General features: G+C 58.7%; 13 protein-coding genes. 9 read left to right on the forward strand and 4 right to left on the reverse strand.

Translation table 11 applies throughout. From position 1 onward, the window contains the following. Positions 1-62: 62 nt before the first annotated feature. The 7 genes from hemJ (at position 63) to VR71_RS16680 (ending at position 7,436) form a co-directional block, all read left to right on the forward strand. A complete protein-coding gene (gene hemJ / locus VR71_RS16650; RefSeq protein WP_045685914.1) occupies positions 63-512 on the forward strand; it encodes a protoporphyrinogen oxidase HemJ in 450 nt (149 codons plus the stop codon). A gap of 123 nt (positions 513-635) precedes the next feature. Beyond that, positions 636-1,907, forward strand: a complete 1,272-nt coding sequence (rho, locus tag VR71_RS16655; protein ID WP_045685915.1) for a transcription termination factor Rho — start codon at positions 636-638, stop codon at positions 1,905-1,907. Positions 1,908-1,947: 40 nt separating this feature from the next. Further along, a complete protein-coding gene (gene mnmE, locus VR71_RS16660) occupies positions 1,948-3,234 on the forward strand; it encodes a tRNA uridine-5-carboxymethylaminomethyl(34) synthesis GTPase MnmE (protein ID WP_045685832.1) in 1,287 nt (428 codons plus the stop codon). 12 nt (positions 3,235-3,246) lie between these two features. Continuing rightward, positions 3,247-5,109 (forward strand): tRNA uridine-5-carboxymethylaminomethyl(34) synthesis enzyme MnmG, encoded by a 1,863-nt coding sequence (gene mnmG / locus VR71_RS16665; protein WP_045685833.1) that lies wholly within the window; start codon positions 3,247-3,249, stop codon positions 5,107-5,109. Beyond that, positions 5,106-5,711, forward strand: coding sequence for a 16S rRNA (guanine(527)-N(7))-methyltransferase RsmG (gene rsmG, locus VR71_RS16670; protein ID WP_045685834.1), 606 nt, complete (start codon positions 5,106-5,108; stop codon positions 5,709-5,711). Before mnmG ends, rsmG begins: the two co-directional genes overlap by 4 nt. Then, positions 5,704-6,513 carry an AAA family ATPase gene (locus VR71_RS16675; RefSeq protein WP_009816785.1) on the forward strand — a complete coding sequence of 270 codons (810 nt, stop codon included), beginning with the start codon at positions 5,704-5,706 and terminating at the stop codon, positions 6,511-6,513. Before rsmG ends, VR71_RS16675 begins: the two co-directional genes overlap by 8 nt. A gap of 17 nt (positions 6,514-6,530) precedes the next feature. Beyond that, positions 6,531-7,436, forward strand: a complete 906-nt coding sequence (locus tag VR71_RS16680; protein ID WP_045685835.1) for a ParB/RepB/Spo0J family partition protein — start codon at positions 6,531-6,533, stop codon at positions 7,434-7,436. 3 nt (positions 7,437-7,439) lie between these two features. Here the strand turns inward: VR71_RS16680 and hemW are convergent, their stop codons facing one another. From hemW to rph, 3 genes are read right to left on the reverse strand one after another with little or no spacing between them, the layout of a single operon-like run. Beyond that, positions 7,440-8,630, reverse strand: a complete 1,191-nt coding sequence (gene hemW / locus VR71_RS16685; RefSeq protein WP_045685836.1) for a radical SAM family heme chaperone HemW — start codon at positions 8,628-8,630, stop codon at positions 7,440-7,442. Then, positions 8,593-9,201 carry an RdgB/HAM1 family non-canonical purine NTP pyrophosphatase gene (gene rdgB / locus VR71_RS16690; protein ID WP_045685837.1) on the reverse strand — a complete coding sequence of 203 codons (609 nt, stop codon included), beginning with the start codon at positions 9,199-9,201 and terminating at the stop codon, positions 8,593-8,595. The genes hemW and rdgB overlap by 38 nt, the downstream gene beginning before the upstream one ends. After that, positions 9,194-9,910, reverse strand: a complete 717-nt coding sequence (gene rph, locus VR71_RS16695; RefSeq protein WP_045685838.1) for a ribonuclease PH — start codon at positions 9,908-9,910, stop codon at positions 9,194-9,196. The genes rdgB and rph overlap by 8 nt, the downstream gene beginning before the upstream one ends. A gap of 116 nt (positions 9,911-10,026) precedes the next feature. On the opposite strand from rph, the gene hrcA reads away from it, so the two are divergent. Both hrcA and VR71_RS16705 read left to right on the forward strand, forming a co-directional pair. Next, positions 10,027-11,091: a heat-inducible transcriptional repressor HrcA gene (hrcA, locus tag VR71_RS16700; protein ID WP_045685839.1), complete on the forward strand. Its 1,065-nt coding sequence runs from the start codon at positions 10,027-10,029 to the stop codon at positions 11,089-11,091. Positions 11,092-11,100: 9 nt separating this feature from the next. Continuing rightward, entirely contained in the window at positions 11,101-11,661 is a 561-nt protein-coding gene (locus VR71_RS16705; protein WP_045685840.1) for a nucleotide exchange factor GrpE, read from the forward strand. Between the two features lie 14 nt (positions 11,662-11,675). Here the strand turns inward: VR71_RS16705 and mutS are convergent, their stop codons facing one another. Beyond that, the gene (mutS, locus tag VR71_RS16710; protein ID WP_045685841.1) at positions 11,676-14,309 is read right to left on the reverse strand and encodes a DNA mismatch repair protein MutS; all 2,634 of its coding nucleotides are present in this window, start codon (positions 14,307-14,309) and stop codon (positions 11,676-11,678) included. Between the last annotated feature and the right edge of the window lie 59 nt (positions 14,310-14,368).

Below are 14,368 nucleotides of genomic sequence, written 5' to 3' on the forward strand. Positions count from 1 at the left end.
ACTACATCCTTTCTAATCTATCTATTAATATTTAAGAGCATCAGGACGGAATGGAGCATTGCATGTCTGATCTCTTGAGTATGACCTATCCATGGATCAAAGCGTTTCATATCATGTCGGTAATTGCATGGATGGCGGGTCTGTTCTATTTGCCACGGCTGTTTGTATATCATACCGAACAGTCGCAGCCGGGTGATAGCCGGGATTCGGTGTTTCAGGTGATGGAATACAAGCTCTTGCGGTTCATCATGACGCCCTCAATGATCGCGACCTGGGTGTTCGGTCTTCTCCTCGTGATGACGCCGGGGATCGTGGATTGGGGATCGGTGTGGCCCTACACGAAACTTGGAGGTCTCCTTGTGATGACCTGGTTTCATATGTGGCTGAGCGCACGGCGCAAAGAGTTTGCGCGGGGAGCCAATACGCGCACCGGGCGTCAGCATCGGATAATGAATGAGGTGCCGACGCTGGCAATGGTGGTGATCGTGCTGTCGGTTGTGGTCAAGTTCTGAGTCAGATTGACGAATGGGGCGGAGTTGCCTATGTAAGCGGTGGGCCACCGTCCTGGCGGCTTTTGAATTCCCATCAATGACTGAGAGATGCATCCGGTATCGGGTGTCACCATAGGAATTATCATGTCCGAAGACCGTTTGAACCTCGCTGACCTTAAGGCGATGACCGCCAAGGAGCTGTTGACGATCGCCGAAGAGCTGGAGATCGAAAACGCGTCGACCATGCGCAAGGGCGAGATGATGTTCTCGATCCTCAAGGAGCGGGCCGAAGAGGACTGGACGGTTTACGGCGATGGGGTCTTGGAAGTGTTGCAGGATGGGTTTGGGTTCCTCCGCTCTCCAGAGGCCAATTATCTGCCGGGCCCGGACGATATTTATGTCTCGCCCGATATGATCCGGCAATATTCGCTGCGCACCGGTGATACGATTGAAGGGCAGATGAAGCAGCCCGATGAGACCGAGCGGTATTTTGCGCTGACCTCGGTCACACAGATCAATTTCGAGGACCCGGAGCGGGCGCGGCATAAGATCGCGTTTGACAACCTGACACCGCTCTATCCGGATGAGCGGTTCAAGATGGAAATTGAAGACCCGACCATCAAGGACCGTTCGGCGCGGATCATTGATCTGGTGGCGCCGATTGGTAAGGGACAGCGGTCACTGATCGTGGCACCGCCGCGGACGGGTAAGACGGTGTTGTTGCAGAATATTGCCAATAGCATCGAGAAGAACCACCCGGAATGCTATCTGATCGTCTTGCTCATTGATGAGCGGCCGGAAGAGGTGACGGATATGCAGCGCTCGGTCAAGGGTGAGGTCGTCAGTTCGACCTTTGACGAGCCCGCGACGCGACATGTAGCGGTCGCGGAGATGGTGATCGAGAAGGCGAAGCGACTGGTGGAGCATAAGCGCGATGTCGTGATCCTGCTGGATTCGATCACGCGACTGGGCCGGGCCTATAACACGGTGGTGCCATCCTCGGGCAAGGTTCTGACTGGCGGGGTGGATGCCAATGCGTTGCAGCGGCCCAAGCGGTTCTTTGGCGCGGCGCGGAATATCGAAGAGGGTGGATCGCTGACGATCATCGCAACCGCGTTGATTGATACGGGAAGCCGGATGGACGAGGTGATCTTTGAAGAATTCAAGGGCACTGGCAACTCTGAGATCGTGTTGGATCGCAAGGTTGCGGACAAGCGCGTGTTCCCGGCGATTGATATTCTCAAGTCGGGCACGCGGAAAGAGGATCTGTTGATCGACAAGGGCGATTTGCAAAAAACCTTTGTCCTGCGGCGCATTCTGAATCCGATGGGGACGACGGACGCGGTCGAGTTCTTGTTGTCGAAGCTGAAGCAGACCAAGACGAATGCCGAATTCTTTGATTCGATGAACACCTGAGGCCTGCACAGAAGGCCTGCACTGACGCGGAGGCGTTCCGATGGACACGATCTATGCGCTGTCGACGGCTCAGGGGAAAGCAGGCGTGGCCGTCATTCGGGTCAGCGGGCCCCTGGCGGCTGAGGCCTGTCGGCGGCTTTGTGGGGATGTGCCTGAGCCCCGTCGTGCGGTGTTGCGGGTGCTGCGGGATGAAGGCGGCGAGCGACTCGATCAGGCTTTGGTGCTGATTTTTGCCGAGAATGAGAGCTTTACCGGCGAGAGCACGGCAGAGTTCCAACTGCATGGAAGTGTCGCGGTTGTGGCTTCTGTTCTCGCAGATCTCGGGCGGATCGACGGGTTGCGCCCTGCGGAGGCAGGAGAGTTTACCCGGCGCGCATTGGAGAATGGACGGCTGGACCTGGCGCAGGTCGAGGGACTGGCTGACCTGATTGAGGCCGAGACGGAGGCGCAGCGTAAGCAGGCCCTGCGGGTATTTTCTGGTGCTCTTGGGGAAAGATGTGAAGGCTGGCGTCGCAGTTTGATCCGTGCGGTCGCGTTACTGGAGGCAACCATTGATTTTGCCGACGAGGAGGTGCCGGTGGACGTCTCACCAGAGGTCACGGGCCTAATTCAGGGTGTGATTCAGGGGCTTGAGGCTGAAATCGCCGGTGTTTCGGTGAGTGAGAGAATTCGGACGGGCTTTGAGGTAGCAATTGTCGGAGCGCCGAATGTTGGAAAGTCGACATTGCTCAATGCATTGGCGGGTCGGGACGCGGCGATCACCTCTGAATTTGCTGGCACGACGCGGGACGTGATCGAAGTTCGGATGGATTTGGCGGGGCTGCCGGTGACGCTGCTTGACACGGCTGGGTTGAGAGAAACGACTGATGCGGTGGAATCCATTGGTATCGCGCGCGCGCGTGCGCGCGCAGCACAGGCGGATCTACGCGTGTTCCTGATTGAAGACGGTGGCGACTTTAAGTTCGTGCCAGAGGCTGATGATATTGTTGTCCGGGCCAAAGCGGACATTTCCGGTGATTTGATGGGCGCTGTATCCGGGAAGACCGGGGCGGGCCTATCGGAATTGGTCGATCGGATTGCGGCTGTTTTGGGAGCGCGGGCCATGGGCGCGGGGCTTGCGACCCGTGAGAGGCATCGGCAGGCGATGGTGCGTGGCCTCAAAGCCTTGCAAGTTAGTCTGGACACGCTGCCCCTCGGCGAGGTAATGGCCGAGATCGCAGCGGAAGAGCTGCGAGTGGCTATTCGCGCGCTCGATTCTCTGGTAGGACGCATTGATGTCGAAACCGTTCTGGATGAGATCTTCGCCAGCTTTTGTCTGGGCAAATGAAAGGTGTTTCACGTGAAACATTTTGACGTCATCGTCATTGGAGGCGGGCATGCTGGTGCTGATGCAGCGCATGCTGCGGCACGCATGGGCGCGCGGACAGCGTTGGTGACCTTGAGCCGATCCGGAATTGGGGTCATGTCGTGCAACCCGGCCATCGGAGGCCTGGGCAAAGGACATCTCGTGCGGGAGATTGACGCGCTGGATGGCGTTATGGGGCGCGTCGCGGATCGCGCTGGCATTCAGTTTCGTTTGCTCAATCGCCGCAAGGGCCCTGCTGTTCAGGGGCCACGGGCGCAGGCGGATCGCAAGATTTATCGCGAAGAGATGCTCGGGGAGATCGAAAGCTGCTCTGGACTCAGCATAATTGTGGGGGAGGCCGCCGATTTTCTGATGCAAGGTGAGCGCGTTGCTGGGGTGCGGTTGATAGATGGCAGCGAGATTTCTGGTGCTACTGTTATCCTGACAACCGGGACGTTTTTGCGCGGGGTTATTCATATTGGCGAAGTGTCCCGACCTGGAGGGCGTATGGGTGACCGCCCATCCATCCCGCTGGCGGAGCGCTTGGATGGATTCGGCCTAGCAATGGGGCGTCTCAAAACAGGGACGCCGCCCCGACTTAATGGCAAGACGATTGATTGGGCGCGGTTAGAAGAGCAGCCCGGCGATGATGACCCCACGCTTTTCTCGTTTATGTCCAAGACACCATCTGCGCGCCAGATCTCTTGTGGGATCACGCATACGAACACGCAAACCCATGATATAATTCGCGAAAACCTCGGGCGCTCGGCCATGTATGGTGGACATATTGATGGTATCGGTCCTCGGTATTGCCCTTCGATCGAGGATAAGATTGTCCGGTTTTCTGATAAAAGCTCACATCAGATATTTCTTGAGCCAGAAAGCCTTTCCGATGACGTGATCTATCCAAATGGAATTTCCACATCGCTGCCCGTAGAGGTTCAGGAGGCCTATGTTCGGTCGATCCATGGGCTGGAGGCAGCAGAGATTCTACAGCCTGGCTATGCCATTGAGTACGATTACATCGACCCGCGCGCGCTTGATAGTCGGCTTGCGGTCAAATCGGTGCCCGGTCTCTACCTCGCCGGACAGATCAATGGCACGACCGGCTATGAAGAGGCGGCGGCACAGGGGCTGGTCGCAGGGCTGAACGCCGCGCTTGAGGCCTTGGGGCGCGCGCCCGCTCAGTTTAGTCGAACCGATAGCTATATCGGCGTGATGATCGACGACCTGACGACCCGAGGCGTGAGTGAACCGTACCGCATGTTTACCTCTCGGGCGGAGTTCCGATTATCGCTCCGTGCGGACAATGCAGATCAGAGAATGACGCCGTTCGGGCTTGAGTTGGGATGTGTCAGCGCGCCGCGCAAAGTGGCCTTTGAGGAGAAGATGGAGCGCTTGAGCGCTGCGAGGCTCCGGCTGGAAACGGCAAGCTATACGCCGCAGCACCTGTCAGATCTCGGTTTGAATGTAAATCATGACGGTGCGAGACGGACCGCATTCCAGATCTTATCCTATCCTGATGTAACGTTTTCTGATCTTGTGCAGCTTGATCCAGAGTTTGCCGAGATCGACCTTGAGACGCAGAAACAGATCGCCAAAGACGCGCTTTATGCGACGTATATCGAACGACAGAACCGAGATGTCGCGAAGCTAAAGCGGGATGAAGCCTATATTATTCCAACATCTTTTGGCTATGGGTCAATCGAGGGGCTGTCGAATGAGCTCAAAAGCAAACTCGCGGATGTGCGCCCAGAGAACCTTGCTCAGGCGGGGCGAATCGAGGGGATGACGCCGGCCGCGCTGAGCCTCATTCTGGCGAAGCTGCGGCAGGCAGCGCGGGAGAAGATTGCGTGACAGGCTTGCCTGATGTTTCACGTGAAACACAGGAGCGGCTTAAGGTCTATGCTGACCTCCTTGTCAAATGGAACCCGCGCATCAACCTCGTGTCCAAGGCGAGTCTTGATCAGATGTGGACACGACATTTTGCGGATTCCGCACAAATCTACGATCTCGCGCCGCATCCTGTCGAGCATTGGGTGGACCTCGGGTCTGGGGGCGGATTTCCCGGTCTGGTCGTTGCGGTGCTCGCGCAAGAGACCGGGTCGCCGCGCCGTATGACGTTGATCGAGAGCGACGCTCGGAAAGCAGCCTTTCTGCGGGTGGTTGTTCGGGAAACCGGGGCCGCCGCGACCGTTCTCAATGAGCGGATAGAGACCGCAGAGCCTCAGGCGGCAACGGTCTTGTCGGCGCGCGCGCTCGCGGATCTTGATGGGCTTCTGGCTTTTGCTGAGCGTCATCTGACTGCGGAGGGCGTGGCGCTCTTTCCGAAGGGCGCTACTTGGGAAATCGAGTTGAAAGCGGCACAAAGAAAGTGGCGCTTTGACTATCAACTTGCTAAAAGCGTTACAGAAACCGGTTCGGTTGTTTTTGCCATCACAGGAGTTGCCCGTGCCTGATCCGACGCGACCCGAGGGGCCAAAGATCATCGCAGTTGCCAACCAGAAAGGTGGGGTCGGCAAGACAACAACGACGATCAATCTCGGCGCCGCACTGGCAGAGACCGGGGCGCGCGTGCTGATTGTCGATCTTGACCCACAGGGGAATGCGTCGACCGGGCTGGGAATTGAGGCGGAGGCGCGGACGTTTACGGCCTATGATCTGCTTTTGGACGAGATTTCCTTGGACGACGTCATTCAGCCGACCGGCGTGGACCATCTGTCGATCATTCCAGCGACAGTGGATTTGTCCTCTGCTGATATCGAGTTGATTTCAAATGAGAAACGCAGTTTTCTTCTCCATGACGCCTTGCGCCAGCCGGCGATGGATGCCTATGAGTTCGAGTATATTCTGATCGATTGCCCGCCCTCGCTCAACCTTTTGACGGTAAACGCCATGGTCGCGGCGCACTCTATTCTTGTGCCGCTTCAAAGTGAATTCTTTGCGCTGGAAGGCTTGTCGCAGTTGATGTTGACCATTCGCGAGATACGGCAAACCGCAAATCCAGCGCTCAGAATCGAAGGTGTCGTCCTGACGATGTTCGACGCTCGAAACAATCTTTCGACGCAGGTAGAGCAGGATGCCAGGGACAATCTGGGGGATCTGGTGTTCAAGACGCGCATTCCGCGGAATGTTCGGGTGAGCGAGGCGCCGTCCTATGCTATGTCGGTTCTCTCTTACGATCCCCTGTCCAAAGGCGCGCAGGCCTATCGCGATCTGGCGCAGGAGTTGATGCAAAACAGCGCCCGGATCGCGGCCTGAATAGAGAGGACAAGCCTATGACCAGCAAAAAACCTCAGCCTCGTGGATTGGGTCGCGGGCTTTCGGCGTTGATGGCGGATGTGTCCGCTGATGTTACCGCCCGCAAGGATGATACGCCGCGTCGGCCGGATCTCATGGTGCCAGTGGAAAAGGTCCGCCCAAACCCGAATCAGCCGAGGCGGTCCTTTGATGCGACTTTGCTCGAAGACCTTGCTCGGTCAATCTCTGAAAAGGGCATCATTCAGCCGTTGATCGTTCGACTGGTGTCCGGTCGTGCTGATGAGTATGAGATTGTCGCTGGAGAACGGCGCTGGCGCGCAGCACAGATGGCCAAGCTTCACCAAATACCGGTATTGATCCGCGACTTTGATGACACAGAGGTTCTCGAAGTCGCCATCATCGAAAACATTCAGAGGGCCGATCTTAATCCTGTTGAAGAAGCCTCTGGCTATCAGCAGTTGATGCAGAAATTTGGCCATACTCAAGAAAAGCTGGCCGAAGCCCTGGGCAAGAGCCGCAGCCATATTGCAAACTCCATCCGTTTGCTCGCTCTGCCAGAAGAGGTCTTGAGCTATGTTCGCGACGGCAAGCTCTCTGCGGGTCACGCCCGCGCGCTGATCACAGTTGACGATCCAGCCGCGCTTGCCCGTCAGGTGATTCAAAAGTCGCTTTCGGTGCGAGAGACGGAGAGATTGGCCAAATCTGGCCCTGGCAATATTTTCAGGGAGAGCGATCAAAGGCCAAAGCCACGCAAAGAGCCGCTGAAAGATGCAGACACCAAGGCGCTAGAAGAAGACCTCTCTGCGAATCTGACGATGAAGGTGCAGATTGACCATATCCCGGGTCGGGAGAACGGTCAGATTACCATTCACTACGCGTCGCTGGATCAACTGGATCGTTTGATTGGAATGCTCAGCATCTGACGTTCACACGTCCGGCAGCAGATCACGAATCACAGCATTCAAAACGGCACGCCCGGCGCGGGTCGCACGAAGGCGGGTGCCTAGCGGTTCGATCATCCCGATTTGTTGCAGGTGATCAACGACGGTGGGCGAAAGCGGTTGACCTGCAAGTTTCTCAAACCGGCCCGGATCAATGCCGTCGGAAATCCGCAGGCCCATCAAGAGATATTCAACCGCTTGATCCTGTCCTGACAGGCGCACTGGCTTACGCTCTGAACTGGCCGTTTCCACTGAGTCGAGCCAGCGCCCCGGCGCCCGATGGGCCTCGGTTGCGTGTTTCTGTCCGTTGCGTGTGATGCGGCCATGTGCGCCCGGACCGATGCCGATGTAGTCCCCATAGCGCCAATAGATCAGGTTGTGCCGTGACTCGGACCCCGGCCGCGCGTGATTTGAAACCTCATAGGCGGGCAGTCCTGCCGCGTCACAGATCTCTTGCGTTGCCTCATACATATCCGCCGCCGTCTCATCCTCTGGTAAGCCGCGCAGTTTTCCCGCTGCATAGCGGTCCCCAAAGGCCGTACCTGTCTCTATGGTCAGTTGATAGAGCGACAGATGATCCACCGTCATTGCCAGAGCCTCGCGCAATTCCGCCTTCCAGGCGTCAAGGGTTTGATCCTGGCGCGCGTAGATAAGATCAAAGCTCACTCTGTCAAAGTTTTCTCTCGCTATATCAAAGGCTTGCCGGGCCTCCGCCACAGAGTGAATACGCCCCAAGCGTTTGAGATCTATATCGTTCAAGGCCTGCACGCCCATTGAGATGCGTGTGACCCCGGCCTCGGCAAAGGCACGAAAGCGTCCCGCTTCGACCGAGCCGGGATTGGCCTCTAGGGTTATCTCGGGCGCATTGGCCATGGGCCATGAGGCCTTGATGCGCTCTATGAGTGCCGCGATCGTTTCAGGGGCCATGAGGCTGGGCGTGCCGCCGCCAAAGAAGACGGTGTTCAGAACCCGACCCGGCACAAGAGCGGCATAGCGATCAATCTCGGCCAAATAGGCAGTGCACCAACGGGTTTGGTCAATCTCGCGCGCCACATGGCTGTTAAAGTCGCAATAGGGGCATTTGGCCTCGCAAAACGGCCAATGAACATAGAGGCCAAAGCCTCCCTCTTGCCAATCCTCAGGCAAAACAACCTGCAACCAGCTTGCGGAACGCATCGGCGCGGTGGCTGATCCGGTTTTTCTCTGTCGGGACCATCTCGGCAAAGGTCACGTCATGACCAAGCGGTTGAAACATCGGATCATAGCCATGACCCTGCGCGCCGCGCATCGGCCAGACCACCCACCCTTCGGCCGTACCCTCAAAGACTTCGTCATGCCCATCCGGCCATGCGAGGACCAGAGTGCAGCAAAACCGAGCCGTCCAGGGCTGCGGTTGTTTGCTCGCGACCAGCGCGTCATGGGCCCGGTGCATGGCCATGCCAAAGTCTCGACCCGTCTCTGTTTCGGCCCAATCTGCGGTATAGACGCCGGGTGCGCCATCCAGAGCGTCAATCACGATACCCGAATCGTCCGACAGGGCCGGCAAACCCGTGGCGCGCGCAGCCGCATGCGCCTTGATCCTCGCGTTGCCAAGAAAGGTTGACTCGGTTTCATCTGGCTCCGCGAGGCCCAGGGCAGCCGCACCGACGACCTCGACACCATAGGGTGCAAGCAGGGCGGTAATTTCCCCCAGCTTGCCCGCGTTATGGGTGGCGACCAGAAGCCGATCGTCGGTGAATTTACGCACCCGTCGCCTCGCGCTGTTTCGCAACCAAAAGATCAACGCCCTGTTCGGCCAGATCGAGCAGGGTATTCATCTGATCGCGGCTATAGGTCGAGCCTTCGGCGCTCATCTGCACCTCGATCAGGCGCTTGCTTCCGGTCATGATGAAATTGCCGTCCACACCGGCTTCGCTATCTTCGGGATAGTCGAGGTCGAGCACGGGTTGCCCCGCATAGATCCCGCAGGACACCGCCGCAACGGGGTCGATCAACGGATCGCTGATCACGTCGCCTGCATTCATCAATTTCTGAACCGCCAGCTTGAGTGCGACCCAACCGCCGGTGATAGAGGCGCAGCGCGTGCCGCCATCGGCTTGGATCACATCGCAGTCGACCGTGATCTGTCGTTCACCCAAGGCGACCCGGTCCACGCCCGCGCGCAGGCTGCGACCGATGAGGCGTTGAATCTCGACGGTGCGCCCGCCCTGTTTGCCCGCCGTTGCCTCGCGGCGCATGCGGCTGTTAGTCGAGCGCGGCAGCATCCCATATTCCGCCGTGACCCACCCCAGACCCGACCCTTTGACAAAAGGCGGCACGCGCTCTTCGATTGTGGCGGTGCAGAGGACATGCGTATCGCCGATCTTGATCAGGCAGGAGCCCTCGGCATGTTTCAAAACACCGGTTTCGATTGAAACTGGCCGCATTTCGCTTAAATTCCTACCCGAAGGTCGCATTACATGTCCCTTTCACTGTTGGCTCCGGGATATATGTGCAAGGCCTGTGATGGCAACCCCGATTGACCTTTGCCGTGCTCAGTCTTTAATGACATCCTAGACAGGAATACCATCTGATGAATGACGCCAGTTCGCTTCTGGATCAGCTCAACGACCGCTCGCGCGAGGTGTTCCGTCGCGTGGTCGAAAGCTATCTTGCCAAGGGCGACCCGGTCGGTTCGCGGACCCTGACACGGGATTTCAGTGAAAAGGTCAGCGCCGCCACGATCCGCAACGTGATGCAGGATCTGGAGTATATGGGTCTCTTGGGCAGCCCGCATATCAGCGCCGGGCGGATTCCCACGCAAGAGGGGCTGCGCATGTTCGTGGATGGTCTGCTGGAGGTCAGCAATCTTGAGGTGACCGATCGTCAGGCGATTGACGCGACCGTGGGCAGCAATTCGCAGGATGTCGCCGGAGCGCTCGACCGGATCGGGGCGGCCCTGTCGGGGGTGACGCGGGGGGCGTCTCTGGTGCTCGCGCCCAAACATGAGGCACCGATCAAACATATCGAGTTTGTCAGTCTTGGGCATGACCGTGCCCTTGTCGTGCTGGTGTTTTCGGATGGCCATGTTGAGAACCGCATTTTTACGCCACCACCGGGACAAACGCCCAGTTCGATGCGCGAGGCGGCGAATTTCCTCAATGCGTTGATTGAGGGAAAAACGTTGTCGGATCTGCAAACCGTGATCGCACGGCAGATTTCTGCACGGCGGCAGGAGATTGATCAACTTGCCCGCGACCTGATCGACAGTGGCCTTGCCGTGTGGGAGGGCGAAGGCGACCATTACGAGCGTTTGATCGTGCGGGGCCGCGCCAATCTGTTGAGCACGACCGCCGAAGAAAAGGATCTGGAGCGGATTCGAATCCTGTTTGATGATCTGGAACGCAAGCGCGACATTGCCGAATTTCTGGAACTGGCCGATGAGGGGGCCGGCGTGCGCATTTTTATTGGCTCTGAGAACAAACTTTTCTCACTTTCGGGTTCCTCTTTGGTGGTCTCTCCATATATGAACGCTGACCGTAAGATCATCGGTGCGGTGGGCGTTATTGGCCCGACGCGCCTAAATTATGGACGGATTGTGCCGATTGTGGATTACACGGCGCAGCTCGTGGGCAAACTGATCTCCGACCGGAGCTAGAGGTGAAGAATGGCAGAGCCGAAAGAAGACAGCTTTCTCGACGATATCGAAGAAGCAGCCGCCGCAGAGCGTGAGCAAATGGATGAAGACATCAGCGATGAGGCGCTCGAGCTTGACGCCCTGCGCGCGGAGCGGGACGCCCTGCGCGACAAGTTCATGCGCGCGCTTGCGGATGCGGAGAACGCTCGCAAGCGGTCCGAAAAGGATCGCCGCGAGGCCGAGAACTATGGTGGATCGAAACTGTCGCGTGATATGTTGCCGGTCTATGACAATCTGAAACGGGCGCTTGAAACCGTGACCGAAGAGCAGCGCGCCGGATCGGCGGCGCTGTTCGAAGGAATCGAGCTGACGCTGCGCGAGCTGCGCAATGTCTTCACCAAGCACGGTATCACCGTGATAGATCCGCAGGTTGGCGACCGTTTTGATCCGCAGCAGCATGAGGCGATGTTCGAGGCCCCGCTGCCCGGCACCAAGGCAGGCGAGATCATTCAGGTTTCGACCCAGGGGTTCATGCTGCATGACCGCATCCTGCGACCGGCGCAGGTCGGGGTGTCGTCCAACCGGGGTTGAGTGTCGGGGGGGCGTCAGCCCGCCTTGCTCGCCGTGTCGGTCGCCAAGGCCTTGAGTTCATAGATCAAGTCGAGCGCCTCGCGTGGACTAAGGCTGTCAGGTAGAATATCCTCCAGCCGTTTTTCCACCACCGAGTGGCGTCTTGTCGGGGCCGGCGGCGGCGGGGGGATCGCGGCAAAGAGTGGCAGATCGTCAATCAGGGCCCGTTGCGCGCCACTGCCCTCCCGCTCGCCTCTCTCCAAGGCTTCAAGCACGACCCTTGCCCGCGCCACGACCGCAGCGGGCAGGCCAGCCAGCTTGGCCACTTGCACGCCATAGCTGCGGTCCGCTGCTCCACGACGCACTTCGTGCATGAAGACCACGTCGCCGTCGTGCTCTTTGACGGTCACGGTGGCATTCTCGACGCGCGCGAGTTTGTCGCTGAGGTTGGTCAGCTCATGGTAATGCGTGGCAAAGAGCGCGCGGCAGCCATTCACATCATGCAGGTGTTCCAGCGTGGCCCAAGCGATGCTCAGACCGTCATAGGTGGCGGTGCCACGACCGATCTCATCCAGAATGACGAGCGCGTGATCATCCGCCTGATTGAGGATCGCTGCGGTTTCAACCATCTCGACCATAAAGGTCGATCTGCCGCGCGCCAGATCGTCCGATGCCCCGACGCGGCTGAAGAGTTGACTGACCATGCCAATATGCGCTGATCTCGCCGGCACATAGCTGCCCATTTGCGCCAGAAGGGCAATCAACGCGTTCTGACGCAAAAAGGTGGATTTCCCCGCCATATTCGGTCCCGTCAGCAGCCAGATATCACTGTCCTCGCCGAGATCACACTCATTGGCGATGAAGGGCGCGCCGCCTTGGGCACGCAGGGCGCGCTCTACCACCGGATGCCGCCCGCCTGTGATCCGAAGGGCGCGACTCTGATCCACTTTCGGGCGACACCAGGTCTCGGCACGAGCCAGATCTGCAAGTGCGGTGGACAGATCAATTTCCGCCAGCCCGCGTGCGGTTTGGGCGATCTCGGCGGCGCGTGCCAGAATCGCGGATTTCAGGTCGTCATAGAGCCGTTTTTCAATCTCCAGCGCCCGCCCGCCTGCGTTGAGAATACGGGTTTCCATCTCGGTCAGTGCGATGGTGGTAAAGCGCAGTTGATTGGCAGTGGTCTGGCGGTGTTTGAAGTGGTCGTTCAGCGGAGGCGCCAACATGCGGTCGGCATGGGTGCTGGTCACTTCGATGAAATACCCCAGCACGTTGTTGTGCTTGATTTTGAGCGACTGAATGCCGGTTTGCTTTATGAACTCGCCCTGCATCCGCGCGATCACGCCGCGCCCCTCGTCGCGCAATTGTCGTGCCTCATCGAGGCCTCCGTCAAAGCCGGGCGCGATAAAGCCGCCATCGCGCACCAGAAGCGGTGGCTCTGCAATCAATGCCTGATCCAGCAGGTCCAGGAGGGTATCATGCCCGGTCAGGCCAGAGACCGCCTCGGCCAAGAGCGGCGGCAGGTCACTGTCCGTGAGCCGTTCTGCAATGTTTGCCGCTTGGGCCAGGCCATTGAGCACCGCGGCCAGATCCCGAGGACCGCCCCGGTCAAGCCCAAGGCGGGAGAGGGCGCGATCAAGGTCAGGCACCTTGCGCAAGCTGTCGCGTAGATCGGCACAAATTCGAGACTGTTCCACCGCAAACTGCACTGACTCAAGCCGCGCCTGCACCACGTCGAGCGCCCGGCTCGGGCTCGACAGCCGACGCTCCAACAGCCGCCCACCACCGGGGGTTACGGTGCGGTCGATGGTGGCGAGCAAGGATCCGGCGCGACCACCATTCAGGGCGTGGGTCAGTTCGAGATTGCGCCTTGTGGCGGCGTCGATCTGCATCACGCGTGCTTCGTTCTCGCGCACGGGGGGCCGCAACAGCGGCAACTTGCCTTTTTGCGTGATGTCGAGCCAATCGACGATGGCACCCATCGCGGCGATCTCGGGTCGTGTGAATTGGCCATAGGCGTCAAGCGTACCGACGCCGAAGAGGGCGCAAAGCCGCCGCTCTCCTGCGGTGCTGTCAAAGGCTGCTTGGCCCAGAGCCGTCAAAGAAGCCCCAGACTCAGAGACTGTTTCGGCTAAACTTAGAACATCTGCCTCAGCCAGCAGCACCTCGCGCGGGGCAAGGCGGGCAAGTTCGGGGCCGAGCCGGGCGGCGGCCATCGGCATGACATGAAATGCTCCAGTCGAAATGTCGACCCACGCCAGCGCGCCCGTGTCGCGCACATTGGCAAAGCTCGTGAGATAATTGTGTCGCCGGGCGTCGAGCAGGCTCTCTTCGGTCAGGGTGCCGGGGGTCACAAGGCGCACAACTTCGCGGCGCACCACCGATTTCGCACCTCGTTTCTTGGCCTCGGCGGGGTCTTCCATCTGCTCGCAGACCGCGACCCGGAAGCCTTTGCGGATCAGCGTAAGAAGATAACCTTCGGCGGCGTGAACGGGCACGCCACACATTGGAATGTCCTGATCGAGATGTTTGCCACGTTTGGTCAGTGCGATATCGAGCGCCTCGGCGGCGGCGGCGGCATCGTCAAAGAACAATTCATAGAAATCACCCATCCGGTAGAACAAGAGCGCCTCTGGATAGTGCGCCTTGATCTCCAGATACTGTGCCATCATCGGCGTGACGGTTGGTCCCGCGTTACTCACCTTGCCCCCTTTGGTTCTTGGGGCTGACC

Source organism: Roseovarius sp. BRH_c41 (assembly GCF_000961715.1).
Lineage (GTDB): Bacteria > Pseudomonadota > Alphaproteobacteria > Rhodobacterales > Rhodobacteraceae > Roseovarius.